The organism is Inquilinus ginsengisoli (assembly GCF_031453975.1).
GTDB classification, from domain to species: Bacteria; Pseudomonadota; Alphaproteobacteria; order DSM-16000; family Inquilinaceae; genus Inquilinus; species Inquilinus ginsengisoli_A.
Genome location: NZ_JAVDPW010000002.1, coordinates 92,905 through 119,509 on the forward strand (window position 1 = coordinate 92,905; position 26,605 = coordinate 119,509).

27 protein-coding genes are annotated in these 26,605 nt (G+C 69.4%); 15 read left to right on the forward strand and 12 right to left on the reverse strand.

Going from position 1 to position 26,605, the window contains the following annotated elements; translation table 11 throughout:
- Positions 1-7: 7 nt before the first annotated feature.
- The gene (gene mepK, locus E9232_RS04240) at positions 8-586 is read right to left on the reverse strand and encodes a peptidoglycan L,D-endopeptidase MepK (protein ID WP_510184259.1); all 579 of its coding nucleotides are present in this window, start codon (positions 584-586) and stop codon (positions 8-10) included.
- Between the two features lie 285 nt (positions 587-871).
- On the reverse strand, positions 872-2,563 hold the full coding sequence (locus tag E9232_RS04245; protein WP_309792337.1) for a L,D-transpeptidase family protein: 1,692 nt from the start codon (positions 2,561-2,563) through the stop codon (positions 872-874).
- A 198-nt stretch (positions 2,564-2,761) separates the two neighbouring features.
- On the opposite strand from E9232_RS04245, the gene E9232_RS04250 reads away from it, so the two are divergent.
- On the forward strand, positions 2,762-4,618 hold the full coding sequence (locus E9232_RS04250; protein WP_309792338.1) for an ABCB family ABC transporter ATP-binding protein/permease: 1,857 nt from the start codon (positions 2,762-2,764) through the stop codon (positions 4,616-4,618).
- Entirely contained in the window at positions 4,615-5,322 is a 708-nt protein-coding gene (locus E9232_RS04255) for a DUF4241 domain-containing protein (protein ID WP_309792339.1), read from the forward strand. Before E9232_RS04250 ends, E9232_RS04255 begins: the two co-directional genes overlap by 4 nt.
- Positions 5,323-5,338: 16 nt before the next feature.
- Here the strand turns inward: E9232_RS04255 and E9232_RS04260 are convergent, their stop codons facing one another.
- Positions 5,339-6,643: an MFS transporter gene (locus E9232_RS04260; RefSeq protein WP_309792340.1), complete on the reverse strand. Its 1,305-nt coding sequence runs from the start codon at positions 6,641-6,643 to the stop codon at positions 5,339-5,341.
- Between the two features lie 118 nt (positions 6,644-6,761).
- Entirely contained in the window at positions 6,762-7,589 is an 828-nt protein-coding gene (locus tag E9232_RS04265) for a phytanoyl-CoA dioxygenase family protein (RefSeq protein ID WP_309792341.1), read from the reverse strand.
- An 80-nt stretch (positions 7,590-7,669) separates the two neighbouring features.
- On the opposite strand from E9232_RS04265, the gene E9232_RS04270 reads away from it, so the two are divergent.
- On the forward strand, positions 7,670-8,470 hold the full coding sequence (locus E9232_RS04270) for an IclR family transcriptional regulator (RefSeq protein ID WP_309792343.1): 801 nt from the start codon (positions 7,670-7,672) through the stop codon (positions 8,468-8,470).
- 9 nt (positions 8,471-8,479) lie between these two features.
- On the opposite strand, the gene E9232_RS04275 is transcribed toward E9232_RS04270, so the two are convergent.
- Entirely contained in the window at positions 8,480-8,794 is a 315-nt protein-coding gene (locus tag E9232_RS04275; protein ID WP_309792344.1) for a metalloregulator ArsR/SmtB family transcription factor, read from the reverse strand.
- 140 nt (positions 8,795-8,934) lie between these two features.
- Between E9232_RS04275 and E9232_RS04280 the strand changes: the two genes are divergently transcribed.
- From E9232_RS04280 to E9232_RS04310, 7 genes are all read left to right on the forward strand, one after another.
- On the forward strand, positions 8,935-9,852 hold the full coding sequence (locus E9232_RS04280; RefSeq protein ID WP_309792345.1) for an acyl-CoA desaturase: 918 nt from the start codon (positions 8,935-8,937) through the stop codon (positions 9,850-9,852).
- A gap of 27 nt (positions 9,853-9,879) precedes the next feature.
- Positions 9,880-10,269, forward strand: coding sequence for a hypothetical protein (locus E9232_RS04285; RefSeq protein ID WP_309792347.1), 390 nt, complete (start codon positions 9,880-9,882; stop codon positions 10,267-10,269).
- 58 nt (positions 10,270-10,327) lie between these two features.
- The gene (gene meaB, locus E9232_RS04290) at positions 10,328-11,302 is read left to right on the forward strand and encodes a methylmalonyl Co-A mutase-associated GTPase MeaB (protein WP_309792348.1); all 975 of its coding nucleotides are present in this window, start codon (positions 10,328-10,330) and stop codon (positions 11,300-11,302) included.
- Positions 11,303-11,643: 341 nt separating this feature from the next.
- On the forward strand, positions 11,644-13,020 hold the full coding sequence (locus E9232_RS04295) for an FAD-containing oxidoreductase (RefSeq protein ID WP_309792349.1): 1,377 nt from the start codon (positions 11,644-11,646) through the stop codon (positions 13,018-13,020).
- Entirely contained in the window at positions 13,017-13,295 is a 279-nt protein-coding gene (locus E9232_RS04300; RefSeq protein WP_309792350.1) for an acyl carrier protein, read from the forward strand. Before E9232_RS04295 ends, E9232_RS04300 begins: the two co-directional genes overlap by 4 nt.
- Positions 13,296-13,441: 146 nt before the next feature.
- Entirely contained in the window at positions 13,442-15,220 is a 1,779-nt protein-coding gene (locus tag E9232_RS04305) for a tetratricopeptide repeat protein (protein ID WP_309792352.1), read from the forward strand.
- A 165-nt stretch (positions 15,221-15,385) separates the two neighbouring features.
- Entirely contained in the window at positions 15,386-15,937 is a 552-nt protein-coding gene (locus tag E9232_RS04310; protein ID WP_309792353.1) for a thioredoxin family protein, read from the forward strand.
- A gap of 18 nt (positions 15,938-15,955) precedes the next feature.
- On the opposite strand, the gene E9232_RS04315 is transcribed toward E9232_RS04310, so the two are convergent.
- Together E9232_RS04315 and E9232_RS04320 are read right to left on the reverse strand one after the other, a co-directional pair.
- Positions 15,956-16,324: an ArsC family reductase gene (locus tag E9232_RS04315; RefSeq protein WP_309792354.1), complete on the reverse strand. Its 369-nt coding sequence runs from the start codon at positions 16,322-16,324 to the stop codon at positions 15,956-15,958.
- A 58-nt stretch (positions 16,325-16,382) separates the two neighbouring features.
- Positions 16,383-17,045 carry a 2'-5' RNA ligase family protein gene (locus E9232_RS04320; protein WP_309792355.1) on the reverse strand — a complete coding sequence of 221 codons (663 nt, stop codon included), beginning with the start codon at positions 17,043-17,045 and terminating at the stop codon, positions 16,383-16,385.
- A 200-nt stretch (positions 17,046-17,245) separates the two neighbouring features.
- Between E9232_RS04320 and E9232_RS04325 the strand changes: the two genes are divergently transcribed.
- The 3 genes from E9232_RS04325 (at position 17,246) to E9232_RS04335 (ending at position 19,446) form a co-directional block, all read left to right on the forward strand.
- Complete coding sequence (locus E9232_RS04325; protein ID WP_309792356.1) at positions 17,246-17,599, forward strand: YciI family protein; 354 nt, start codon at positions 17,246-17,248, stop codon at positions 17,597-17,599.
- 10 nt (positions 17,600-17,609) lie between these two features.
- Positions 17,610-18,884 carry an RNA polymerase sigma factor gene (locus tag E9232_RS04330; RefSeq protein ID WP_309792357.1) on the forward strand — a complete coding sequence of 425 codons (1,275 nt, stop codon included), beginning with the start codon at positions 17,610-17,612 and terminating at the stop codon, positions 18,882-18,884.
- Positions 18,885-18,945: 61 nt separating this feature from the next.
- The gene (locus E9232_RS04335; protein ID WP_309792360.1) at positions 18,946-19,446 is read left to right on the forward strand and encodes a GFA family protein; all 501 of its coding nucleotides are present in this window, start codon (positions 18,946-18,948) and stop codon (positions 19,444-19,446) included.
- An 18-nt stretch (positions 19,447-19,464) separates the two neighbouring features.
- Here E9232_RS04335 and E9232_RS04340 read toward each other — a convergent pair whose 3' ends face one another.
- Entirely contained in the window at positions 19,465-20,355 is an 891-nt protein-coding gene (locus tag E9232_RS04340; protein ID WP_309792362.1) for a polysaccharide deacetylase family protein, read from the reverse strand.
- 152 nt (positions 20,356-20,507) lie between these two features.
- Here E9232_RS04340 and E9232_RS04345 point away from each other — a divergent pair, with 152 nt between their 5' ends.
- Positions 20,508-21,389 carry a LysR family transcriptional regulator gene (locus E9232_RS04345; RefSeq protein WP_309792363.1) on the forward strand — a complete coding sequence of 294 codons (882 nt, stop codon included), beginning with the start codon at positions 20,508-20,510 and terminating at the stop codon, positions 21,387-21,389.
- Positions 21,390-21,398: 9 nt separating this feature from the next.
- Here the strand turns inward: E9232_RS04345 and E9232_RS04350 are convergent, their stop codons facing one another.
- On the reverse strand, positions 21,399-22,430 hold the full coding sequence (locus tag E9232_RS04350) for a hypothetical protein (RefSeq protein ID WP_309792364.1): 1,032 nt from the start codon (positions 22,428-22,430) through the stop codon (positions 21,399-21,401).
- Positions 22,431-22,587: 157 nt separating this feature from the next.
- Positions 22,588-23,457 (reverse strand): LysR substrate-binding domain-containing protein, encoded by an 870-nt coding sequence (locus E9232_RS04355; protein WP_309792365.1) that lies wholly within the window; start codon positions 23,455-23,457, stop codon positions 22,588-22,590.
- Between the two features lie 96 nt (positions 23,458-23,553).
- Between E9232_RS04355 and E9232_RS04360 the strand changes: the two genes are divergently transcribed.
- Complete coding sequence (locus tag E9232_RS04360; protein ID WP_309792366.1) at positions 23,554-24,525, forward strand: quinone oxidoreductase family protein; 972 nt, start codon at positions 23,554-23,556, stop codon at positions 24,523-24,525.
- A 57-nt stretch (positions 24,526-24,582) separates the two neighbouring features.
- Here E9232_RS04360 and E9232_RS04365 read toward each other — a convergent pair whose 3' ends face one another.
- Positions 24,583-25,593: a 2-hydroxyacid dehydrogenase gene (locus E9232_RS04365; RefSeq protein WP_309792367.1), complete on the reverse strand. Its 1,011-nt coding sequence runs from the start codon at positions 25,591-25,593 to the stop codon at positions 24,583-24,585.
- Positions 25,594-25,657: 64 nt separating this feature from the next.
- The gene (locus E9232_RS04370; protein ID WP_309792368.1) at positions 25,658-26,578 is read right to left on the reverse strand and encodes an alpha/beta fold hydrolase; all 921 of its coding nucleotides are present in this window, start codon (positions 26,576-26,578) and stop codon (positions 25,658-25,660) included.
- Between the last annotated feature and the right edge of the window lie 27 nt (positions 26,579-26,605).

The window sequence follows — 26,605 nt, forward strand, 5'->3', positions numbered from 1 at the left end:
GCGGGATCTACCAGGTGCGCACGTCGCCGGTGTCGACATGCACGAAGTTCGAGCGCGGATAGTAGCCGACGCCGCCGGCGTCGAGCGCGACCGCGTTCGACCGCAGGCTCGCCAAGCTCATATTCGGCATGAAGATGTCAGCCGCCTGGCCCTGGATGTGCAGGGAATTGCGCGCGACACCGCGGCTGCGCCGGGCCAGCATGGCGTTGGTCGCCCGGGATCGGTAGCCGCAGACCACATGGATCGGCTCGTTCGACCCGCCCCGGCGCTGCAGCGAATTGAGGATGTCCAGCAGCTTCGGGTCCATCACGCGGACCTCGTCCGAGCGCCAGTCGCGCAGGAAGTAGTTGAACTTGGCCAGGACGTCCGGGTTGTACCAGCCGTCGACCCAGTAGTCTTCCTTGATTTCGACCAGGTTGTGCGCGTCGTAGAGGTGTAGCGACCTTCGGTTGGTGGCGGCATAGGCTGAGAGTGGCGCGAGTGGCGTGACGGCAACGGCCGCAGCGGCCCCTGCCGACATTCTGAGGAATTGCCGTCTCTGCATCGTCCCCGCTGCTCCTAACATAACTACATGCGCGCCCAGCATTTCTGACGCTTTACACGCCTTTATTCGGCGCCGGACGTTCGATGAAGACCTTTCTGAGGCAGGACGAAGCGGGAATCAACCATTTCTTCATATGATTGCAAAGAAAAACTGTGCCATATCGGCAACATTGTTGTACATCTGTCGCACTTTTGGAACAGATGTAAGTAAAAAACGGAAAAATCCTAATATAAAACTTACATCACTGTGAAAACATCAAGATAAAATAAAAATCGGCGGCCGAATTACGGCCGCCCATCGGAGCAACGTCAGAGTCCAGTGTGGCGTTCAACGCGAGGATGCGAGTTGTTCGCGCTGGGTTTCGCGGGCCTTGAGTGCCTCGATGACCTTTGCGTCGATGCCGTAGACGTCGCCGCGGAACGCCATCTCGCCGGTCTGGTCGACCCATGCGGTCTGGTAGACGATGTAGAGCGGCATCGGAGTCGGCAGGTTGATTCGGGTGGTCGGGTTCCAGCTGCCCATCACCCGCGCCCGTCGTTCCGGCGACCAGTCGGGGGAGCCGTCGAGCAGGTAGTCCGCCAGCCAGATCGGATCCTGCAGGCGCACGCAGCCATGCGACAGGGCGCGGTCGGCCTTCTGGAAGAAGCTCTTCGACGGCGTGTCGTGGAGGTAGACGCTCCAGTTGTTCGCCATCATGAACTTGACCTTGCCCAGCGCGTTGCCCGGCCCCGGCTCCTGCCGGATGCGCAGGTTGCGCATGCCGCCGGCGCCGACGCCCTGCCAATCGACCGACCCGTCGCTCATCTCCCGGCCGCCGCTCCAGCTCGAGAACAGCTTGTAGTTGCGACTGGACAGATAGGTCGGGTCGTTGCGCAGCTTGGGCAGGTACTCCTTGCTCGCGATCGAGGGCGGCACGGTCCAGGTCGGGTTGAATTCGAGATAGGTCAACGCGCTGTTGAACATCGGCGTCGGCAGGTCGGGCTTGCCGACCACCACATCCATGGTCCGCACCAGCTTGCCGTCGGTGACGATGTCCATGGTGTAGGCGGCGAGGTTGACCATCAGGTAGTCGTCGCCGAGATCGTCCGGCAGCCAGCGCAGCCGCTCCATGCTGGCGATGATCTGGTTCATCCGGTCGGCGCCCTGCTTGTTCAGGGTGGCGATGGTGCCGCGGCCGAGGATGCCGTCGGGCTTCAGCCCGTGCTTGGTCTGGAACTGCTCCACCGCCGTCACCAGCACCGGGTCGTAGACCGGGCTCTGGTCGGTCGGGTCGCCGGCGAACTCGCCGGTCGCGGTCAGCCGGGCCCGCAGCACCGGCACGCGGTCGCTCGACTGCCCCGGCCGCAGGCTCTCGCCGGCCGGGATGGTCGGCCAGCCGGCATCCGCCAGCGCCTCATAGCCGCGCAACGCGCCCTTCAGCTGCTGGTACAGCGCATGCTTCGGCGCCAGCTCGACCAGGAACGCATCGGCGTCGGGCAGCATCGACGCGGCGGTGGCGAGGCCGGCGCGGTCGACCGGCTTCGGGGTGATGTCGAAATTCTTGTCGACGTCGCGCGGCACCAGCCGCCCGGAATGGACATCGGCGCCGTAGCGCATCACCGCGGCGCTGAGCAGGATCTCGGCCGCGACCACATCCTCGGCATCGCCGGAGCGGATCAGCCCCTGCAGCGCCTCGACATAGTAGTCGGACGGGCGCAGCCCCTCGTCGCCGGCCTTGGCCAGGCGGGCGACGATCGGGTCGACCCGCCGGTCCAGCCGGCCGTCCGTGTCGATCCACAACGGGAACCAGCCGCGCGCGGCGTAGAGGTCGCGCACGTCGCCGGCCTTCAGGATCACGCCGCCGACCGCGACCGTGTTGGCGGTGCCGATGGCGGCCTCGATCGCCAGGCGCGGGTCGGACAGGCCAGCGGCCGCCTGGGTGGGGGGCGCGGCCTGAACCAGGGCGGCCTGTGCCATGGTCGCCGGCAGGCCGGCCGAGCACAGCAGCAGGGACAAGAGGGGGACGGCGAGGCGGCACATGATCAATTCTCCGGCGAACCTTAAATACCTAGCGCGGCAATCGGATAAGAGGAGCCCACTATGCGTAAATCGATCGTGAAAGTCACAGTATGTTGCCAATAAGCAACATAATCAAGCAATTTTATCCAACCTGGTCCGCGCTGTCCAGGGACGGCTTTGGCCTTCCCGCCCGGCCGGCGCCCGCCTAGGTTACGCAGCATGAACGCCGCCACACCCCCCTCCGTCCTCGATACGGCCAAGGGCCGTCACCCCTTGCGCTCGCTCGCGCCCTATCTCTGGCCGCCGGGCCAGTTGGAGATGCGGGCGCGGGTGGTGATCGCGGTGCTGCTGCTGATCGCGGCCAAGGTCGCCAGCGTCTACACCCCGATCTTCTACAAGGACGCGATCGACACCCTGTCGATGAAGGGCGGGCTGGCGCTGATGCTGCCGGTCGGCGCGATCCTGGCCTATGGCATGGCGCGGGTGCTGAGCCTGGCCTTCGGCGAGCTGCGGGACGCGATCTTCGCCAAGGTGGCGCAGCGCGCCATCCGCCGCACCGGCCTGGCCACCTTCGAGCACCTGCACGGCCTGTCGCTGCGCTTCCATCTCGACCGCCAGACCGGCGGCCTGTCGCGGGCGATCGAACGCGGCAATGCGGCGATCGACACGCTGCTGCGCTTCATGCTGTTCAACATCCTGCCGACCCTGGTCGAGATCCTGTTCGTCGTCGCCGTGCTGTGGTGGATCCTCGACATCTGGTTCGCCCTGGTGACGTTGGTCACCGTCATCCTCTACGTCGCCTTCACCCTGATGGTGACGGAATGGCGGACCAAGTACCGCCGGCAGATGAACGAGACCGACCAGGAGGCCAACACCAAGGCGATCGACAGCCTGCTGAACTTCGAGACGGTCAAGTATTTCGGCAACGAGGCGCATGAGGCGCGGCGCTACGAGGCGTCGCTGATCCGGTACGAGCGCGCGGCGGTACGCAGCCAGGTCTCGCTGTCGCTGCTGAACATCGGCCAGGCCGCGATCATCGCCGCCGGGCTGACCGCCGTGATGTGGATGGCGGCCCAAGGCATCGTCGACGGCAAGCTGACGGTCGGCGACTTCGTGCTGGCCAACACCTATCTGATCCAGCTGTACCTGCCGCTGAACTTCTTCGGCTTCGTCTACCGCGAGGTGAAGCAGGCGCTGGTCGACATCGAGAAGATGTTCTCGCTGCTCGGCGTGCCGCCCGATGTGACGGATGCCCCCGGCGCCCCGCCGCTGGAGGTGCAGGGCGGCACGGTCAGCTTCACCGATGTCGAGTTCGGCTACGACCCGCGCCGGGTGATCCTGAAGGGGGTGACCTTCACCGTGCCGGCCGGCCACACCGTCGCCATCGTCGGTCCGACCGGCGCGGGCAAGTCGACCGTCAGCCGCCTGCTGTTCCGCTTCTACGACGTCACCGCCGGGTCGGTGCGGATCGACGGCCAGGACATCGGCGAGGTGACCCAGGCCAGCCTGCGCGCCGCCATCGGGATCGTGCCGCAGGACACCGTGCTGTTCAACGACACCATCCGCTACAACATCGCCTATGGCCGCCCGGGCGCGAGCGAGGAGGAGGTGGTGGCGGCGGCGCAGATGGCCCGCATCCACGAGTTCATCCTGCGCCTGCCCGACGGCTACGAGACCAAGGTCGGCGAGCGCGGGCTGAAGCTGTCCGGCGGCGAGAAGCAACGCGTCGCCATCGCCCGCACCATCCTGAAGGACCCGGCGATCCTGCTGTTCGACGAGGCGACCTCGGCGCTGGACACCAACACCGAGCGCGAGATCCAGGCCAATCTGCGCGAGGTCAGCCGCGGCAAGACCACGCTGGTGATCGCGCATCGCCTGTCGACCGTGATCGACGCCGACGAGATCATCGTGCTGGCGGACGGCCGCATCGCCGAACGCGGCAGCCACGCCGACCTGCTGGCCCAGGACGGCCGCTACGCCGAGATGTGGCGCCGGCAGCAGGAGGCGGCGGAGCGCGGCGAACTGGTGGCGCCCGACCGGCCGAACCGCGACCCGGTGACGGTCGAGGTCTCGTGACCGCAGGGCGCCTGATCCTGGCGCTGGGCATACTGATCGGACTCTGCGTCCCGGCCGCGGCGTCGCCGCTTCCCCGGTCGGTGGTGTTCGCGCGGGCCTTCGGCCCCGACTTCACGGTGACGGCCAAGGACGGCGCGACCCATCTCTCCGGCCTGGAGATCGGCCGCCTGGACGTGCCGAGCGGCCGCATCGTGGCTTGCGATCCCTTCGCCTGCGACGGCGCCGAAGCCTTCACCCGCAGCGTGCCGACCGGCACGTTCCCGGTCCAGCTGGCGATGGCCCGGCTGCCGGCCGGCGACCAGCGGGTGGCGTTCGCGCGCATCCTGTTCGCCGATCGGCCGGCGCTGCGCTGGACCATGGCGCTCCACCCCGGTCAGCACCCGAAGGATCTCAAGTCCGGCTATTTCTTCGGCTACGGGGTCGACACCGGCACCGGCGCATTCATGGATGCGAGCGTCCAGGCCCCCTATCTGGCAGAGACCGCGGACAGCGATCTCACCGCGGATCTGGTCGACGTCATGAACCGGGCCGAAGCGGAGAACCGGGGCGGGCTGCTCTACGCGACCGGCCCAGGCAATGTCGCCATGATCTCCTCCGGCTTCGGGGACGGCCTCTACCCATCGTATTTCGGCCTCGACAAGGCCGGCCGGGTGGTCGCGCTGGTCACCGATTTCGGCGTGGTGGAGTGGCGGGCCGGGAAGTAGCCGGCCGCTCCTTCCGTCACCGGCGCGGCAGGACCGCTCCCGCCAGGCGTTCGGGCATCAGGGTCGGCGCCATGGCCGCCTTGGCCGGGCTGCGCACGAACACCGCGACCGACAGCGCGCCCAGGATGGCGATGGCGCCGGTCAGCACGAAGGCGCCGGCGAAGCTGCCGGTCCATTCGACGATGAAGCCGGTGACCGCCGGGGCGACGATGCCGGCGAGGTTGGCGATCAGGTGGACGAAGCCGCCGACGCTGCCGACCCGCCCCGGCTCCACCGTGTCCAGCACGATCGCCCAGTAGGTGTTGGCGGTCAGGTACATGAAGAAGACCGAGATCGCCATCAGCGCCACCACGGCGGCGACGCCCGTGACCACGCCCGCCAGAGCGACGCAGACCGCGGCGATGGCCAGGCTGCCGGCCAGGATCAGCTTGCGCGCGAACAGCGGGTTGCCGGTGCGCTTGTAGATGTGGTCGCAGACGAAGCCGCCCAGCACCATGCCGACGCAGCCGACCAGCCACGGAATGGCGTTGACCACGCCCATCTTCTGGATGCTGAGGTGCTGGGCCGAGGTCAGGTAGCTGGGGAACCAGGACAGGAAGAAATAGAGGATGTAGGCGTAGCCGAAGAAGGCGAAGGCGGTGGCCAGGATGGCCGGCCGCCGGAGATAGGCCGAGAGCGGCAGCCGGGACAGCGCCGGGGCGTCGGCCCTCGCCTTCTCCACCGTCTCCCGCTCGCTGTCCTCGAGCCAGCGGTGCTGGTCCGGCCGGTCGGTGGCGAACAGCACCCAGCACGCCACCCAGGCCAGCCCGATCACGGCGATGACGATGAAGGAGATGCGCCAGCCCGCCATCACCGCGATGGTGCCGACCACCGGGCCGGCCAGGGCGGCGCCGATCGGCTGGCCGGCATTGGCGAGGCCGACGGCGCTGGCCTGCTCGTGGCGGGGGAACCAGTTGCTGACCACCTTGTTCGCGGTGGCGCTGAACGGCCCCTCGCCCATGCCGAAGATCACCCGCACCACCAGCAGGGCGGCGATGCTGGTGGCCGCCGCGGTCAGCCCGCAGAACACCGACCAGACCGTCATGGCCAGGGTGAACACGTTCTTCGGCCCGATCCGATCGGACGCCCAACCGCCGACGAAGCAGAACAGCGCGTAGCCGAAGAAGAAGCTGCTGAAGACGATGCCGAGGCGGGCGGGGTCGAGGTCGAGATCCTGGGCGATCAGCGGCGCCGCGATCGACAGCGCCGCCCGGTCGAGGTAGCTGATGCCGCCGCCGAGGAACAGCAGGAAGACGATGAACCACCGCAGGCGCGCGAACATGGCGTCCCTCCCCTATGGGACCGGCCGCTGCGGCCAGTCGCCTATGGTGCCGGCCTTGCTGGCCGGTCGGATTGCTTGCCCGTCCGCGCCCCGGACGGACGCGGACGGATCGGTGACGTCAGGCCGCCGGCGGCCGGTCGGTGCCGCGCATCAGGATCTGCTGGTGCGCGCCGGTGACCTGGGCGTGGAACGCCAACGCCGCCTCGGACAGGTCGGACTCGGGCCGCTGTTCCGGCGCGAAGTTGTGGAAGGCATCGACGCCGCGGACCAGCGTGGCGGTGTCGTGCGTGCCGACGACCTGGCGGACATGGGTCGGCAGGTAGCGGATGGCGAAGCCGATGCGGCGCTTGCCCGACGGGTTCGGATCCGAGCCATGGATCAGCCGGACATGGTGCAGCGACATCTCGCCGGGCTGCAGCACCAGCATGTGCGCCCGCTTCTCATCGACCTCGACCGCGATCTCCTGGCCGCGCGACAGCAGGTTGTTGGCGGCGAAGGTGTCGCGATGCGGCACCTGGTCCAGCAGGTGGCTGTCCGGGATCACCCGCATCGCCCCGTTTTCCGCCGTGCTTTCGGACAGCGCGACCCAGGCGGTGACGATGTCGGCGGGGTCGAGGCCCCAATAGGTCGAATCCTGGTGCCAGGAGACGTAGCCGGGATCGTGCGGCTCCTTGATGAAGAAGCTCGACCCCCAGGCCAGAATGTTGGGACCGATGATATCCTCGACCGCGTCGAGGATGCGGGGATGCCGGATCAGGTCGTCCAGCCAGGTGAACAGGAGATGGCTCTTGTGACGCAGCGGCCCCTTCAGCGCGCCATGTGCGGCCTCATGCGCCTCGAGCTGCCGGCGGGCCTCCGCCGCCTCCTTGGCCGAGAGCGCGCGGATCGGCGCGACATAGCCATGCTGCTGGTAGTGCGTCACCGAATCCGGGGACAGCATCTTCATGGCGGTTCCTCCGATGCCGGATACCTTGGCGGTATCCGAATTTCATTGGTGTCGTTATAATTTCAAATATGGAACGCCATATGGATGATGAAGTCAACGCTGACGACAGGGGGGCCGACGACACCGCCCCCCGCCCCGGCGCGCCCGCGCTGGAGAAGGGGCTGGACCTGCTGGAGGCGCTGGCGGCCGAACCCGGCGGCATCACCCAGAAGCAGCTGGCGGCCCGCGTCGGCCGATCGGTCGGCGAGATCTTCCGCATGCTCGGGGTGCTGGAGCGGCGCGGTTATGTCGCCCGCAATCCGAAGACCGGTGAATACGGCCTGACCCTGCGGCTGTTCCAGCTGGGAACGCAGCACCCGCCGACCCGCCGGCTGCAGCAGGCGGCGCTGCCGGTGATGGAGGCGCTGGCCGCCCAGGTCGCGCTGGCCTGCCATCTCAGCATGGCCAGCGGCGAGCATTTCCTGATTGTCGCCCAGGCGGAGCCCGACCGGCCGATGGGCTGGACGGTGCGGCTCGGCGCCGTCTTCCCGCTGTCGACCCATCTGGTCTCGGCCCGCATCCTCACCGCCTTCCAGCGGGAGCCACGGCGCGGCGAGATGGTGCGGATCATGGCGCAGCGCGACGACCTGCCGGTCGACGACATCCTGGCCCGGCTGGAGGGCATCGCGGCGACCGGGCACGACGTGGCGCCGAGCGAGACGGCGCCCGGCCTGACCGACATGAGCGCGCCGATCCTGGATCCCTCCGGCCTCGCCGTCGCGGCGCTGAGCCTGCCCTACCTGCCGCAGCGCGGGAACACGGTGTCGCTGGCCGAGGCGCTGGCCGCGCTGCGCGAAGCGGCCGCGCGCATCTCGGAGCAGATCGGCGGCCCGGCCGGCTGAGGCGGCGCCTCAACCCTCCTGCTTGGCCTTGGCCAGCCGCGCGCTCTCGCGCTTCAGCGGACGGCTGACCGGGCAGACCTCCTGGACGAATCCGTTCAGCGTGTTGGCCAGGTTGTCCTGCAGCAGCCGGTAGTAGACGTACTGGCCGCGCTTCTCCCCGGCGATCAGCCCAGCCGCCTCGAGCACGCTGAGATGCTGCGAGATCGACGGCTTCGACATCTCGAAGCGCGAGGCGATCTCGCCGGCGCTGAGCTCGGCATGGGCGAGATAGGCCAGGATCTTGCGGCGGTGGACCGACGACAGGGCTTCGAAAACACGCTGCATGATGGTCCCGCCACAAGCTCGACACAGTAATTAAGTATTTAACTAACCATTGACAGCCGCGCCGCCTTCTAGTTAGGTAAATACCTAATTACCGAATTCGACGGCGCGACGCAACCGTTGCCGGGACGAAGGGGGCACCCATGGCCTGTCTCTCCACCCCGCGGATGATGGCCGATGCCGAAACCAGCGCAGTGCGCGGCCGGGTGGAATGGGCCCCGGCGCGGTCGCTGTGGACCGGCGGTATGACGGTCGCGGCGCTCGGCCTCGCCCCCTTCGCCACGAGTTGGAGCGCCGTGGCGCTGTTCGTCGCCACCACCGCCGTCACGATCTGCGCCGGCCATTCCGTCGGCATGCACCGGCTGCTGATCCATCGCAGCTTCGCGGCGCCGCTGTGGGTCGAGCACCTCATGGTCACTCTCGGCACGCTGGTCGGCATGGCCGGGCCGGTCGGCATGATGCGGCTGCACGATACCCGCGACTGGGCCCAGCGCCAGGCGGAGTGCCACGACCTGCACGCCCACCGTGCCGGCATGCTGCGCGACGCCTGGTGGCAGATGCATTGCCGGCTGGTGCTGGACCGCCCGCCCCGCTTCGCGCCGGAAGCCCATGTCGTCCAGAACCGGTTCTACCGCTTCCTGGAACGCAGTTGGATGCTGCAGCAGCTGCCCTGGGCCCTCCTGTTCTGGAGCATCGGCGGCCTGCCCTGGCTGGTCTGGGGCGTGCCGGTGCGGGTGGCGGTGTCGCTGACCGGCCACTGGCTGGTCGGACACTTCGCGCACCGCCGCGGTGACCAGGGCTGGCGGGTCGAGGGCGTGGCGGTGCAGGGCTACAACATCCGCCATTGCGGCCTGGTCACCTTCGGCGAGTCCTGGCACGGCAACCACCACGCCTTCCCGGACTCGGCCCGCCTCGGGCTCGAACCCGGCCAGGCCGATCCCGGCTGGTGGCTGCTGTGCGCCCTGGAGCGCTTGGGCCTGGTCTGGGACCTGAAGCAACCCGCCGACCTGCCGCCGCGGGCAGGGCTGCAGCGGGTGCGGCCGGCGCAAGCCGCGGGCTGACTGGGCTCCATGAGACAGGAGGAAACCATGCCCTGGATCGGGGCCACCCTTCTCGGCGCGCTCGTGCCCGCCGCTATCGTCTCGGTAGTGTTGGCGTGGCAGGAGTCTGCGGCCCTGTTGCTGCCGGCCTTAAGCTTCGCCTTCATTATCACGCTCGGCCATACCCTCATCCTCGGCCTGCCGGTGGCGCTTTTCTATCGCGCGAAGCGCTGGCATCGGCCCGAGTTGGCCGTCGCGACCGGATTCCTGATCGGAGTGGTCCCGGTCGGCGTGCTCGGCTGGCGGATACCCGTCTGGCCGGGATACCTTCTCATCCTTGTCCTGTTCGGAGGCCTCGGCGCATCCGGGGCGCTGGCGTTCTGGCTGACGCTGCGCCGGGCCGGCGTCCTGGATGGCGCCCCTGCGTCCTCTGAATAGGCACGCCCGGCCAAATCGCCTAGCCTTCCCAATGCAGAATCATCGCGAGGGATTGCAGGTGACGGCGGAGACGATCGAGGGCATGGCGGCGCAGATCCGCGGCGGCGACCGCCGTGCCCTGGCCCGCGCCATCACCCTGGTCGAGTCCCGCCGCAGCGACCACCGCGACCGCGCCGAGGCCTTGCTGGAGGCGCTGGCGCCTGCCGCCGGCGGCGCCATCCGCATCGGCATCTCCGGCCCGCCCGGCGTCGGCAAATCGACCTTCATCGAAGCCTTCGGCCTGCACCTGACCGGCCAGGGCCATCGCGTCGCGGTGCTGGCGGTCGATCCCTCGTCGCAACGCTCCGGCGGCTCGATCCTGGGCGACAAGACGCGGATGGAGCTGCTGACCCGCGACCCGGCCGCCTTCATCCGCCCCTCCCCGGCCGGCGCGACGCTGGGCGGGGTGGCGCGGCGGACGCGCGAATCCCTGCTGCTGTGCGAGGCCGCCGGCTATGACGTGGTGGTGGTCGAGACCGTCGGCGTCGGCCAGTCGGAGACCGCGGTGGCGCAGATGGTCGACGTGTTCCTGCTGCTGCTGATGCCCGGCGCCGGCGACGAGCTGCAGGGCATCAAGCGCGGCATCGTCGAGGTCGCCGACATCCTGGTGGTGAACAAGGCCGATGGCGACCAGAAGGGCGCCGCCAACCACGCCGCCGCCGAATACCGCCACGCTTTGGCGCTGCTGCGCGGCAGCGGCGGTTGGGCGCCGCCCGTGCTGCAATGCTCGGCGCTGGAGAACCGCGGCATCGACGCGGTGTGGGACATGATCGGCCGCTTCCGCGCCGAGATGGCCGAGGCCCTGGCCGTGCGCCGCGCCGACCAGGCCCGAGGCTGGCTGTGGCGCGAGCTGGGCGACGGGCTGCTCGACGCCCTGCGCGGCCATCCCGCCATCGCCGCGGCGCTGCCGGCGCTGGAGGCCGAGGTCGCCGCCGGCCGTCTGCTGCCGACTTTGGCCGCCCGGCGGCTGCTGGAGCGGTTCCTGGGGAGCTGACGGCCGGACCGTTCGATCGGTCGGGCCCGCGCGTTGCGCGGACCCGACCGGATCGTCCTCAGGCCTTCTTCGACGGCGCGACGGCCACCGTGGTGCTGCCGGGCTTCGCCTTTTCGGGGGCGTTCTTCTTCGGCTTCTTGGCTTCCTTGTTCGATCGCATCTGACCTTTGGCCATAGCGTGTCTCCGACTCACTGTTCAAACCGCGCGTCATGATCGGACGGCCGGGGCAAACCGTAAAGGTTGAACTGATTCAGGGGATCCCGGGCGCCGATCCCGGGTCCAGCCCGACGACGCGATGCGCTATGCTGGCCCGGACCGAGACGGATGCCAGGAGGCGGCGATGACCACCCATGACGCGATCATCATCGGCACGGGCCAGGCTGGCCCCGCCCTGGCCGACCGGCTGAGCCGCGCCGGCCAGCGCGTCGCGGTCATCGAGCGCGGGCGCTTCGGCGGCACCTGCGTCAACACCGGCTGCATCCCGACCAAGACCATGGTCGCCAGCGCCTATGCCGCCCGCATGGCCCAGCGCGCCGCCGAATACGGCGTGGTGCTGTCCGGCCCGCCCGGCATCGACATGGTCAGGGTCAAGGCGCGCAAGGACGAGGTCTCCGGCCAGTCGCGCACCGGCGTCGAAGGCTGGATGCGCGGCCTGCAGAACGGCACCGTGATCCAGGGCCACGCCCGGCTGACCGGCCCGAACAGCGTGCGGGTCGGCGACGAGACCCTGACCGCCGACCGGATCTTCCTGAATGTCGGCGGCCGCGCCTTCGTGCCGCCGCTGCCCGGCCTCGACACCGTGCCGTATCTGACCAACAGCACGATGATGGACCTCGACACCGTGCCGGAGCATCTGGTGATCGTCGGCGGCTCCTATATCGGGCTGGAGTTCGGCCAGATGTTCCGCCGCTTCGGTTCGGCGGTGACGGTGATCGAGCAGGGGCCGCGGCTGATCGGACGCGAGGACGAGGATGTTTCGGCCGCCGTGGCCGGCTTCCTGGAGAAGGAAGGCATCGCGATCCGCACCAACGCCACCTGCATAAGCTTGCTGCGGCATGGCGACGGTGTGGCGGCGACGGTCGACTGCACCGCGGGCGCGCCTGTCGTCACCGGGTCGCATCTGCTGCTGGCGGTCGGTCGGCGGCCCAACACCGACGACCTTGGGCTGGAGGCGGCCGGGGTGGCGACCGACGAGCGCGGCTACATCACGGTCGACGACCAGCTGCAGACCAGCGTGCCCGGCATCTGGGCGCTGGGCGACTGCAACGGCCGCGGCGCCTTCACCCACACCGCCTACAACGACTTCGAGATCGTCGCCGCCAACCTGCTGGACGGCGACACCCGCCGGCTGAGCGACCGCATCCCGGCCTACGCCCTGTACACCGACCCGCCGCTGGGCCGCGCCGGCATGACCGAGGCGGAGGCGCGGCGGGCCGGCCGGCACATCCTGGTGGCCAAGCGGCCGATGACCCGCGTCGGCCGCGCCGTCGAGAAGGGTGAGACCGAGGGCTTCATGAAGGTGGTGGTCGATGCCGGCAACCGGCAGATCCTGGGCGCCGCCATCCTGGGCACCGGCGGCGACGAGGTGGTGCACGGGCTCCTGGACCTGATGTACGCCAAGGCGCCCTACGACGTGCTGCAGCGGTCGATGCCGATCCACCCCACGGTCTCGGAGCTGCTGCCGACCCTGCTCGGTTCGCTGGAGCCGGCGGCGTGAGCGGCCGCGACCGGGTCGAGGCGGAGGTGATGCGGGCGCTGCGAGAGGCGCTGCCACGCGGCCGGCCGATCAGGCCGGGGGATCGGCTGATCGAGGATCTTGGGATCGATACCGATGCCGCCACCCGGCTGGCCTGGGATATCGAGACCGTCCTTGGCGTCGACCTGCCGCGCGACGACTACAAGGCCGTGCTGACGGTCGAGGCGCTGATCGACCTGGTCGACCGCCACTACGACCCGGCCACGGCGGACCCGAAGCACGGCTGGCACATGTGACGGGCGACGGCCCGCGGACCGATCCGGCCGGGCTCGTCCAGGTTCAGCCTTTTGGGTGAGCCGCGCCGCGGCTGGGACCGCTTTGCCGGCGTTGCACAAGCGGCGAGCACAGGCCAAGCTGAAGCAGTTGCCGGAGGCCAATGCCGATGCGCGCACCACGCCGGCTGACCGTCATCGTCTCGCTGGACGTTGTCGGCTTCACACGCCTTGTGCAGACGGACGAGCGCGCCACCCTGGCGGAGCTCGCAGCCATCCGCCGCGACCTGCTGAACGCGACGCTCGAAGCCCGCCACGGCCACATCTTCAAGACCATGGGCGACGGCGTGCTGATCGAGTTCTCCAGCATCGAGGACGCGGTCTGCTGGACGGTCGAGTTCCAGGAGGCGATGGCGGCACGCAACGCCCTGCAGCCTCGGCGGCCGATCCTGGTCCGCGCGGGGATCGCGCTCGCCGACGTCTTCGTCTCGGGAAAGGAGCGGTTCGGCGCCGCCATCGCCTTTGTCGTCCGCCTGCAGGAGGTGTCGCCGCCTGGCGGGATCGCGATGACCCATTCCGTCCGCTGGCAGCTCGGCCGGGACCTGGCAGCGCCGTTCGTCCGCATGCTCAAGACGCTCAAGAGCTTCGAAGAGCCGATGGAGGTCTGGGTCTGGGCACCCGGTGGCGTGAAGGTCGAGGATTCCGACGCATCGGCGGAGCAAGGCACGGCCACCGAGGATGAGGAAGAGGACCTGCCCTCGATCGTGGTCCTGCCCTTCGACAACCTCTCGGGCGACCCCTCCGCGGCCGCGCTCGCCGACGGCACCGTCGAAGAGATCACCGCGACGCTCTCCTGCATCCGCGACTTCACGGTCATCGCCCGCAATTCGGCCTATGCCTATGCCGCCGAGGCGGGGCCGGCGGATCCGCATGAGGTCGCACGTGCGCTGGGGGTGCGATACCTGCTCAAGGGCAGCCTGCGGAAATCCGGCAAGCGGGTGCGGATCATGGCGCAGCTGATCGACGCGGCCAGCGGGCTGCATCTGTGGTCCGGTCGCTTCGACGGGGTCCTCGAGGACGTGTTCGACCTGCAGGATCGGATCGCGGAAGGCGTCGCCGGCGCGCTGCATCCCTCCATCCGCGCGGCGGAGATCACGCTGGCGCAGCGCAAGCGGCCAGACAGCCTCGCCGCGTATGATTTCGTGATGCGCGCCCTGCCGCATCTCTGGGCCCATCGCAAGGCCGAGAACATCGAGGCGATCCGGCACCTGGACGCGGCGCTGGCGCTGGACCCGGACTATGCCCGCGCGGCCGCCCTTGCCGCCTGGGCGCATGCGCAGCAGGTCACCTACAACTGGACTACGGATTTCGCGGCCGAGCGGGCGGAGGGCGGCCGCCTGATCGAACTGGCGGCAGAGAATGCCCATGATGACCCGACCGCGCTGAGCGCCCTGTCCACGGCGGTCATGCTGCTGTTCGGCGATGTCGAACGCGCCCGGCTGTTCGTCGAGGAGGCCTTGGCACTCGACCCCAACCATGCCTGGGCCTGGACCCGGCAGGGCTTCCTGCATGTCTATCGCGGCGACCCGGCGGCGGGCCGGCCCTGCTTCGAGCGCGCCATCCGCCTCAGCCCTCTCGACCCGTTCAGCTTCAACTGCTTCATCGGCCTGGGCCTCGCCGCCTTTGCGCAGGGGCGACCGGAGGAGGCCGCAGGCTGGACCCGGCGCGCCCTGCATCAGAAGCCGGCGGCGACCTGGATGTTCCGTGACCTCGCCGTCTTCCTCACCCATGCCGGGCAGATTGACGCCGCGCGCGAGGCGCTGGCGAAGCTGACGGCGTCGCGCCCGGAACTCACCGTATCGACCGTGGCCGAAGCCCTGCACTACTTCGGACAGGATCTCCTCAGCCGCTATCTCGACGGCCTGCGCCGCGCCGGCCTGCCGGACTGATCCGGCGCCGCTGCCTGGACAATCCATCGCCCTGCGGCGGGTGCCGGAGGCCGAAGCCGCCCCTCTCTTGGCCCAAGGGACGACGCCCGGCATCTGCGCCTGGCGCTGACACCGGCCCCGGCCGCGGTCTAGACTGGGAGCTCGCCGAGCCCAGGAGGACGCGCCATGGCCACGCCCCCGCCCGTCAGGCCCGACACGCCGGCCCCGGATTTCCGGCTGCCGGCCACCGACGGCCGCACCTACACGCTGGACGACGTCGCCGGCCCGCGCGGCACGGTGATCGTCTTCCTGTGCAACCACTGCCCCTATGTGAAGGCGGTGATCGACCGGCTGGTCGCCGACGCCCGCGTGCTGCTGGCCGAGGGCATCGGCGTCGCCGCCATCTGCTCGAACGACGCGACCAGCCATCCGGAGGACGGCTTCGACCGGATGAAGGCCTTCGCCGCCGCGCACGGCTTCCCCTTCCCCTACCTGCATGACGAGGACCAGTCGGCGGCGCGGGCCTATGAGGCGATCTGCACCCCCGACTTCTTCGGCTACGACCGGTGGCGCGGGCTGAAGTACCGCGGCCGGCTGGACGAGGGCCGCACCACCCCGCCGCCGCCCGGCGCGCGGCGCGAACTGGTCGAGGCGATGCGCCGGATCGCCGAGACCGGCGAGGCGCCGGATGAGCAGCCGCCGTCGATGGGGTGCTCGATCAAGTGGAAGGCGGCGTGAGGCGGCGCGCTTCCTGCGTCAGCGCCCGGCGCCGAATGTGGCCTCGTACTGCTCCGGCTTGAACCCCACCAGCAGCCGGCCGCCGAGGTCGAGCACCGGCCGCTTGATCATCGAGGGCTGGTCGAGCATCAACGCGATCGCCTTGGCCTCGGTCAGGCCCTCCCGGGCCGGCTCCGGCAGCTTGCGGAAGGTGGTGCCGGAGCGGTTCAGCAGCACCTCCCAGCTGGCCTGGCGCACCCAGCCCTCGAGCGTGGCGCGCTCGATCCCCACCGCCTTATAGTCGTGGAAAGCGTAGGCGACGCCGTGGCCGTCGAGCCAGGCCCGCGCCTTCTTCATCGTGTCGCAGTTCTTGATGCCGTAGATCGTGACAGGGGCCGCTTTCGCCATGTCGGGTCCGCTCAACTGATGCGTGTCGGGCAGACCATAAGGGCGGCCAGGACGAACGTCATCCACGCAGCGGCCACCGCCCGAGAAATTGATGAATGCTTCGCCCGTAGAGGCTGTGCACCAGGGTGAAGTCGCAAACCCTCAGGGTGATCGGCTTGTCGAGCACGATCTCGGGAAATCGCTCCGAACCGTAGAGCAGGGTCATGTGCGGTGTGAACCAAGAAGGCAACGGGATCGGCAGGCCGACAGCATTCATCGCCGCAACGATGGCCTCTTGCAGAGCCTCCAGCTCGGCAGTGCCACAATCGCAACGCAGGACGAGCGCATGCTGGCCACTCCCGACGTCGAAATCGATCGCGCGAGTAAACAGGACATTGAACTGCGGCACATCGACGAGCGACGCCCCGCGCAGGGCGGCATCGAGGATATGCGAAGGCAAACTCTGATATCCCCCGAGGCCCAGAAGCGAGATGTGAAGCACCTCCGCCGGGCGCGGGCTGCCTGCCAACCCATACCGATGCCGCAGATCGTCGATCAGCTCCGACACAGGCGTCGCCGCAGCGGCGCCGGGCGATATGGCAAAGAAAACTTTGTCCTTGGATTTCGGAGTCTCCGATGGCGATGGAGACGGCGGGGGTGGAGGCAGCAGAGAGTCGCCGAGGTCGAGCCAAAGCTGCCTTGGGTCGCTGTGTTTCGCTCCTGACCGGCGTTTCGCCGCCATCCGATTGGCCCTCTCCCCGTGGCCGCGGCAGGCGCCGCGGTGGGAAACCAACCCCCAAAAGACATGGCCCGTCGGCGGGGGCCCGGCAAGTCACGGCCGGATTCACATCCCTTGAACCCCCGATGTCCAAATCGTCGGGGCTCGCGCGTCATAGGGTCGGCGGAGCATGCTGCCCGCCACAACCATCGGGGAGACTTCCCATGCAGTACATGCTGTTGCTCTACGCGAACGAAGGTGGCTGGGCCCATCTGACGCCCGCCCAGCAGGAACAGGGAGTCGCGGCCTACAGGGCGTATTCGGAGGCGTTGACGAAGGCCGGCGTGCTCAAGGGCGCGGACCGCCTCCAGGGCAGTTCGGCCGCGACCACCGTGCGCCTGACCGAAGGCAAGCCGCAGGTGCTGGACGGCCCCTATGCGGATTCGCGGGAGCAGCTGGGCGGCTACTACCTGATCGACGTGCCCGACCTCGATGCCGCGCTCTCCTGGGCCTCCCGCTGCCCGACGGTGGGGCATGGCGTGGTCGAGGTCCGCCCGCTCTGGGCGATGTCGGCCTGAGCCGCGACGCATGAACCTGAGGGAAGGCGGCGCGCAGGCGCAGGGCATGGCGGACGCGGTGGCGCGCCGCAGCTACGGCAAGCTCGTCGCCTTCCTCGCGTCCCGCACCCGGGACGTCGCCGCCGCCGAGGACGCGCTGTCCGAGGCGTTCGCCGCGGCGCTGGCCGACTGGCCGGTGAAAGGCTGCCCGGCGAACCCGGAGGCCTGGCTGCTGACCGCCGCCCGCCGCAAGCTGGTCGACGCCGCCCGGCGCCGCCACAGCGGCCAGGCCGCGGCCGCCCCGCTGCAGCTGCTGGCGGAGGAGCTGGGCGCCGCGGCGGCGGCCGAGGCCGAGATCCCGGACCACCGCCTGGCGCTGCTGTTCGCCTGCGCCCATCCGGCGATCGAGCCCGGCATCCGGGCGCCCCTGATGCTGCAGGCAGTGCTGGGGCTGAGCGCGGAGACCATCGCCTCGGCCTTCCTCTCCTCCCCCGCCGCGATGGGCAAGCGGCTGGTCCGGGCCAAGGACAAGATCCGCCAGGCCGGCATCCCCTTCGTCGTGCCGGGACGCGAGGATCTCCCCGACCGGCTCGGCGCCGTGCTGGACGCCGTCTACGCCGCCTTCACCGAAGGCTGGACCGCCCCCGGCGGGACCGACGCCGTCCGCCGCGACCTGACCGAGGAGGCCCTGTTCCTGGCCCGGCTGGCGACCGAGCTGCTGCCCGGGGAGCCGGAGGCGCTGGGCCTGCTGGCGCTGATGCTGCACGCGCATGCCCGGCGTGGCGCCCGCCGCGACGCCGAGGGCGAGTTCGTGCCGTTGGACAAGCAGGACCCGGCGTCCTGGGACGGCCGCATGATCGCGGCAGCCGAGGGGCTGCTGCGGCGCGCCGGCGCCATGGGCTCGATCGGCCGCTACCAGCTGGAGGCGGCGCTGCAGTCGGCGCATGTCCATCGCTGCCGCAGCGGCCGCGCCAACTGGGCCGAGGTGGTGCAGCTGTACGACGCGCTGCTGGCACTGGTCGGCTCGCCCGTGGTGGCGGTGAATCGCGCCCTGGCGATTGCGGAACTCCAAGGCGCGGAGGCCGGCCTCGACGCGATGCAGGCGGTCGCGTCGGACCCGCGGCTGGCCGAATACCCGCCCTACTGGGTGGCGCAGGCGGAGCTGCTGGCCCGGACCGGAGCCGATGGCGACGCCCGCCGCGCCTTCGAGATCGCGATCGGCCTCGAACGCGACCCCGCCGTCCGCCGCTTCCTGCAGCGGCGACAGTCGGTGCTGGGATCTTTTCGGGACCCCGGGAAAACCTGACACTCCGTGACAGCGATGGCCTGATACACCAGGGATCATCGCGCGACAGTCGGAGGCCGGGATGGGCAAGGCAGCGGTCGGAAAGATCCGGAAGACGCCGGCGGCGGTGGCGAAGGGCCGATGCCTGTGCGGCGCGGTGCAGGTCGAGATCGATGTGCCGGCCCGCTGGGCCTGGCACGACCATTCCCAGGCCAGCCGGCACGCCCACGGCGCCGCCTACGCCACCTATGTCGGCAGCTGGCGCAGCCGCTTCCGCATCACCAAGGGCGCCGCCGGCATCACCCGCTTCGAGGACGAGGCGACGGGAACCGCGCGGAGCTTCTGCACCCGGTGCGGGACGCCGCTGTTCTACGAACGGCCGCGCGCGCCGCAGATGGTGAACCTGCCGCGCGCGCTGTTCGAGACCCGCACCGGCCGGGAGCCGCTGTACCACATCGCCATCGAACAGGCGCCGGAATGGACCTACCGGGGCGAGCCGCTGCGCCCCCTGAAGGGCTTCCCCGGCGTCGTGTGGGAAGGCCCGCGACGGAAGAAGCGATCCCAGCCCGACGGCATGTTCTGAGCCATCGTCCCCGTCCGGTCAGCTGTTCCCATACGTCTTGCCGTACCAGTCGGCGATCTCATCGCCGGTCGCCATCCAGACATCCGGATGCGAGGTGATGTGGGCGAGCGCCTTGGCGAAGTGCCGGCTGCGATGGGGGTGGCCGACCAGGAACGGGTGCAGGCAGATCGCCATCACCCGCCCCGACCGGGCACCGTCCTCGTAGAGGCCGTCGAACTGGTCGCAGATCATCCGGCCGAAGGCCTCGCCGGTCAGCCCCTGTTCAAGGAAGGTGGTGTAGTCGTTGATCTCGACCGAGTATGGCAGCGACAGCATCGAGCCGGTCTTCACCCGCATCGGATAGGGCTGCTCATCATTGACCCAATCGGCGACGTATCGGATGCCGGCCGCGGCCAGCAGGTCGAGCGTGTCGTGCGATTCACTCAGCGCCGGGCTGAGCCAGCCGCGCGGCCGCCGGCCGGTGCCCTGCTCGATGGCGTCGACCACCGCATTCACCAGCCGCCCCTCCTCCGCCTGCCCGTTCATCAGGGTGGAGTTGTTGGGGCCGTGGCCCATCCATTCCCAGCCGAGCGCGTTGCCGGCCTCGATGATGCGGGGATAGTGCCGGCAGACATCGGCGTTGAGCGCCACGGTGCCCTTGACCCCGTATCTCTCCATCACCTCCATCATCCGCCAGACGCCGACGCGGACGCCGTAGTCGCGCCAGGAATAGTTCAGCACGTCGGGCACCAGCTCTTTGGTCGCCGCGATGATGGAGCTGGAGGGGCGATCGAACAGGAAGTGCTCGATGTTCGGGATGACCCAGACCGCCACGCGCGCCCCGTTCGGCCAGCGCAGCGGCGGACGGTCGACGATGGCGGAATAGGGAAAGCGGTCGTGCATCTGCGGTGCGGCTGAGGCTTGCGACATGGCGTCTTCTCTCTTGCTGGGAAGCGAGGGCGTGGACGAGGCAGATCCGGCCATCGCCCCGGCAAGCAAGATAAATTCATCCGGCACTGCGGAGAATAACGCTATAGTTCCGAGGACATCGGACATATCCGTCCGAAATCGGGATGCGATGGATGGACAGTCTCGGCCCGCTCAACGCCTTCGTTCAGGCCGCCGAGACCCGCAGCTTCACGGCCGCGGGGCGGCAGCTGAGAGTCTCATCCTCGGCGATCGGCAAGGCGGTCACGCGGCTGGAGGAACGGCTGGGCGTGCGGCTGTTTCACCGCTCCACCCGCACCATCACGCTGACGCCGGAGGGCGCCCGCTTCCTGGAGCGCTGCCGGCGCATCTTCTCCGAGATCGAGGCGGCCGAGCTGGAGATCGCCCAGACGCAGGGCGCGCCGCGCGGCAAGCTGCGCCTCAGCCTGCCGCTCGCCGGCATGCTGATGATGCCGGCGCTGAGCGCGTTCATGCGCGCCTATCCGGAAATCGAGCTGGACCTCGATTTCACCGACCGGCTGGTCGACGTGATCGATGAGGGCTTCGATGCCGTGGTGCGCGCCGGCGAGGTCAGCGATTCCAGGCTGATGACCCGGGTGCTGGGCACCTTCCGGCTCATCCTCGTCGCCTCGCCCGGCTATGTCGCGCTGCGGGGCATGCCGCAAACTCCAGGCGACCTCGCCGCCCACGCCTGCCTGCACCATCGCTACGCGACCAACGGCAAGCTCGAGCCCTGGCCGCTGCGCCGCGGGCGCCGGGATGTCGAGCTGCCGACCACGGCGGTGGTGAACACCATCGAGCCCCTGATCGCGATGGCCGAGCAGGGCTTCGGCATCGCCTGCCTGCCGGACTTCGCCCTTCGTCGCCAGCTCGACGCCGGCACGCTCGTCACCGTGCTCGACGCCCACACCGATCACTCCGGCACGTTCCGGATGCTGTGGCCATCGAGCCGCCACCTGTCGCCGAAGCTCAGGGTCTTCGTCGACTTCATGGCGCAGAGCCTGTTCACAGCCTGAGCCGGCCGTTCAGCGAAAGGTCACGGTCTCGAAATCCGCCGACGTGCCCGCCGCCTGCCGCGCGAGATCGGCGATCGCGATGGTCCGGGTCGTCGCTTCGTTCCAGGGGTTGGTGTAGGTCAGCATCCCCGCGGCGGGGTCGATGCGGATGACGGCGAAGGCGTGACCGTCGCCCTTGGTCCACTCGCCATTGCGGCCCGGCTTGCCGCCGAACACCATGGCGACGCCCCTACCGACGTTGTCAGCATTGCGGGCCAGGAACTCGGTGATCTCCTGCGGCGTCATCTCGGCATCGGCCCGCCGGGCGTGGTCGCCGAGGGTACCGGCGAGCAGTTCCATCACCTTGTTGGTCGGCAGCGCCCCCTGTTTGGGGTCGCGGTGGAAGTAGCGGAACATGGCGCCGACCAGGGCCGCCGCCGCCGGGTCGCCCTTGCCGAACTGGTCGAGATCGTCCGGGCCGAGGTGGTAGACGGTCGTGGCATCGCCGGGGAAGCTGATGTTGAAGCTGCCATCGGCGTTGGCGGTGACGGCCTTGTGCAGGATCGCAGTGCCGGCCGGCGTGTCCGAGAACGCCTTGATCACCGAAATGCCGACGCAATCGCCTTCGCCGGTCTGGTTCAGGGCGATGCCGATGGCGCCCGGAATCGGATCCCCACCCGGCGACGGGATCCACGGCTCGGCCGTGATGACGCTGCCCCTGGCGTCGCGCCGCAGCGCGGCGATGCTGCCATCGGCGCTGAACGTCCCATCCCCGAGGGAAACGACGATGTTCCTGGCGTCGGTTGCGAGTTCCGGCCGCGCGCCGCCGTCGCGCTTGAGCGCATCCTGGAAATCCCGGGCCGCCGCCGCGATTCTCTGGCTCGCCGCACTGTCGGGCCGGGCACCGTGGCTCTGCTCCAGCTCATGGACAAGCTGGCGATAGGCGCCCCCGATGGCGCGCATGCCGGTGGCGTCGCTGGCCGCGCCGGCGCCCGTGGCTGCGGCCGTCGCCAGGACGCAGGCGAGGACGGGCAGCAGCCGATGGCTGATCTGACGAGACACGCTGGGCACTCTCCTGATGGCGCTGAGGGAACCTCCAATCCTGATGTCCCTCCCTGCCCGCAGAATTCCCATCCGGCGTTACGAATTGACGTCGGGGCCCGACAAACCGGTTACGACCGCAACACCGCGTTGCATGGCATGGTTCTAGCCGGGCCGATCACGGTCCGGGCGTCGCCGGCATGCCCTCCAGCAAGATGGCGATCACGGCATCCAGGAGGGGCGTCCGCCGATCCCGGGCGTAGAGGCCATACTGGACGGTCAGCGGCCCCGGCACCCCGGCCGACGGCTTCAACGCCCGCATCGCCCCCGCGCGGACGGATTCGGGCGGCAGCAGCCCGATGCCCAGCCCGTTCTCGACCGCGGCCTGCAGGGCCATGACGCTCCGGCTGGTGAACATCACCCGATGCTCGCGCCCGTCGGCGGCCAGCGCGTCGATCATGCGCCGGCGCCACAGACAGGGCGCGGCGAAGACGACGAGATCGAGCGGCCGGTCCGGATCCGGGACATAGTCCAGGGCGCAGGCCCATTGCAGCTCAACATTCCAGGTGGTCAGGGCGTCGGCCACCACCACGGAGGTCGGGGCGATCATGACATCCAGCCCCTCCTCGGCCCAAAGCCGCCCCAGCGCGACGCTATGCTCGACCGTCACCTCGGGGCGGATGTCGGGATAGGCGCGATGCAGCCGCCCCAGCGCGGCGGGAAGCGTGGCCGTCGCCACCTCCTCGGCCAGGCCGATGCGCACGCCGCCGCTGATTTCGGTCTGCTGCAGCCGGGCCACCGCCTCGTCGCCCAGCGCCAGGATGCGGGTCGCGTAGCCCAGCAGCAGTTCCCCCTCCGCGGTCGGCACCACGCCGCGGCCGGTGCGCTGGAACAGCTGCCGGTCGAGCAGGCCCTCCAGCCGGCGCATCTGCATGCTCAGCGCCGATTGGGTGCGGCCGGTCTGCGCCGCGACCCGGCTCAGGCTGCCCTGCCGGCAGACCGCGACATAGCTGCGGAGAAGGTCGAGGCCGATCTGTTCGGATATCATGTCCGTTGAACTCTGATCTCACCGACATCAGTCTACAAACATATCTCGCGGCCCGCTATCTCCCAGACACGGCACAGCGCAACGCGAGAGGGACCCATGAAAGCGATCCGAGTTCACCGCCATGGCGGGCCGGAGGTGCTGGCCTATGAGGACATCGACATCGGCCAGCCCGGCCCCGGCGAGGTCCGTGTCCGCAACCGGGCGATCGGCCTCAACTTCGTCGACATCTACTTCCGCAGCGGCGCCTATGCCCCGCCCGCTTTGCCCTTCACGCCGGGCAACGAGGGGGCCGGCGAGGTGGTGTCGGTCGGCCCGGGCGTCGACGGCTTCGCCCCGGGCGACCGGGTGGCCTATGTCGAGACCCTCGGCTCCTATGCCGAGGAGCGCATCGTGCCGGCCCATTTCCTGGTCCCCCTGCCCGACGCCATCGACTTCGAGACCGGCGCCGCGATGATGCTGAAGGGCCTGACCGCGCAATACCTGCTGCGCCGGACCTTTCGCGTCGAGGCGGGGCACACTGTCCTGGTGCATGCGGCGGCGGGCGGGGTCGGCCTGATCCTGACGCTATGGGCGAAGCATCTCGGCGCGACCGTCATCGGCACCGTCGGCTCACCCGAGAAGGCCGCACTGGCGCGCCGGAACGGCTGCGACCATGTCATCGAGTACGGCCACGAGGATTTTGTCGCGCGGGTGCGGGAGATCACCGGCGGCCGCGGCTGCGACGTGGTCTATGACGGCGTCGGCAAGGCGACCTTCGCGGGGTCGCTCGACTGCCTCAGGCGCTTCGGCACCGTCGTCAGCTTCGGCGCGGCATCGGGACCGGCCGAGCCCTTCGACATCGGGCTGCTGATGCGGAAGGGCTCGATCTTCGCCACGTCGCAGCTGCTGTTCGACCATCTGGTGCGGCGCGAGGACGTTCTCGCCATGAGCGCGGACCTGTTCCGCGTGGTTGCGAGCGGCGCGGTGACGGTCCCGGTCCATGCCCGCCTGCCGCTCGCCGAGGCGGCCGAGGCGCACCGCCGGCTCGAAGCGCGGCTGACCACCGGCGCGACGGTCCTGCTGCCATAGGCCTCGGTGCCGGCCTCCTCGTCCTTGATGCTTGAATGATCTTCAGCGGCGCCTTGGTCAGCCGAAGACGATGCCTGCCCTCTGTGCCCGCAGCCGCGGATCGTGCGACCGCACCGTCACCGGACGGCCGTCGAGGATCTCGTGGCAGCGCGCCAGCGTGTCCTCCTCGAGCCGGCGCATCGCCTCGGCGGTGAAGAAGGTCAGGTGCGGAAACAGGATCACGTTGTCGCGATCGAACAGCGCGCTCATCGGATGCCCCGATTTGGTCAGCGGCTCCACCGAATAGACGTCGAGGCCGACGCCGCCGATGCGCCCCGCGACGACCGCCTCGACCAGGGCCGCCTCGTCGATCAGCGCGCCGCGCGAGACGTTGACGACGATCGCGGAGGGTTTCAGGCAAGCCAGCTCGGCCCGGCCGACAAGGCCGCGGGTGCTGTCGCTCAGCGCGCAGTGCACGGACACGAAATCGCAGGCGCGCAGCATGGCCTGCAGGTCGTCGACCTTCTCGATCCCGGCGGCCTGCAGCGTCGCGGCATCGACATGGGGGTCGTAGCCGAGGATTCGGGCGCGGAACCCCTGGCCCGCCATGCGCGCCATGCTCCGCCCGATCCGGCCGCAGCCGACGAGGCCGAGCGTCGCCCCCGAGATGTCGCGGCCCAGCCAGCGTTGCGCCGGCCAGATCCAGCCGTCGCGCGACATCGCCTGCGTGATCTCGGGCAGGCGCTTGGCCAGCGCGATCATCAGGGTGAACGCACCCTCCGCCACCGTTTCCTCGGCGTATTCCGGCACATTGACGACGGGAATGCCGCGCCGCATCGCCGCCGCCATATCGATGGCATCGATGCCGACGCCGTATTTGACGATGCCCTTGAGCCTGCGGGCCGCGTCGATCACCCGCGCGGTGACCGGCGTGTAGCACATCAGCAGCAGGTCGGCGTCGGCGACCGCGCCGATGAGATCGGCTTCGGAAACGCCGTCCGGCAGGGTGACCAGATCGACGCCGCGCGCGCGCAGGGCGGCGTCGATGCCTGGGCAATCGATCTCCCGGTCGGTCCGCACGGCCTTCATCGACTGTCTCCCATGAGCCGCATCCGCCTACCCAAGCCAGCTCCCGGAGCTGTAGACCGCCGGTCTAGGTCTGTCGAATGAAGTCCGCGACGAGAGCTGCGACCACATCCGGCGCATCCTCGAGGCAGTAATGGCCGACCCCGGCCAGGCGACGGACCGGCGCGGCCGGGAAGAGCTGGATGAACAGCGGCAGGAAATGCCCGGGGAGGAGCGTGCGGTCCGCCTCTCCCCAGATGGCCAGGGCCGGCCTGGCGCGGATCGCGCGGTCGGCCGCGGCGTCGGGCGTCTCGAATCGGTGCGCGCCCGTGGCGAAGCCCTTGGCCCAGCCGATCGCGCCGAGGCAGTCGGCCGGGCACGCGAAGGGTGCGCCATAGGCCGCGAGCCAGGTGTCGGTGATCAGCGCATTGTTCTCGAAGCCGTTGAGCTTGAGTGTGCTGAGGATGTTGAAGCCGAGCTGGCCCAGCACCGCTTCGAGGCTGCCATCCGCCTCGGCCTTCGCGATCCATTGGAACCATGGTGAGACGCCGGCATTCGCCACCAGCCGATCGAGCAGATCGGACTGGCCGAACGGGGTCGGCCCGTTGGTCGAGATCACGCGACGGATGCGGTCAGGGTGGCGGGCGGCGAGCCCCATGCCGACCGGGCCGCCGAAATCATGCATGACCAGGGTGATGCGGTCGAGATCGAGCGCAAGGACGAAGCGCTCCAGATTGTCGATGTGGTCCTGCAGCCAATAGCTGCGGTCCTGCGGCGTCTCGCTCTTGCCGAAGCCCATATGGTCGGGAACCACCACGCGGCAGTTGCCGCTCAGCGCGGGGATCAGATGGCGGAACAGATAGCCCCAGCTCGGCTCGCCATGGAGGCACAGCACGACCTCCGCGTCGCGCGGCCCCTCGTCGACATAGTGCATCCGGAAGCCGGGAGCGCCGGTGACATGCGGCACGAACGGGAAGGTGCCGCCGAAGCTGGCGTCGGATGGGACCACAGACGTCTCCTCTTCCGGATTTGCGCC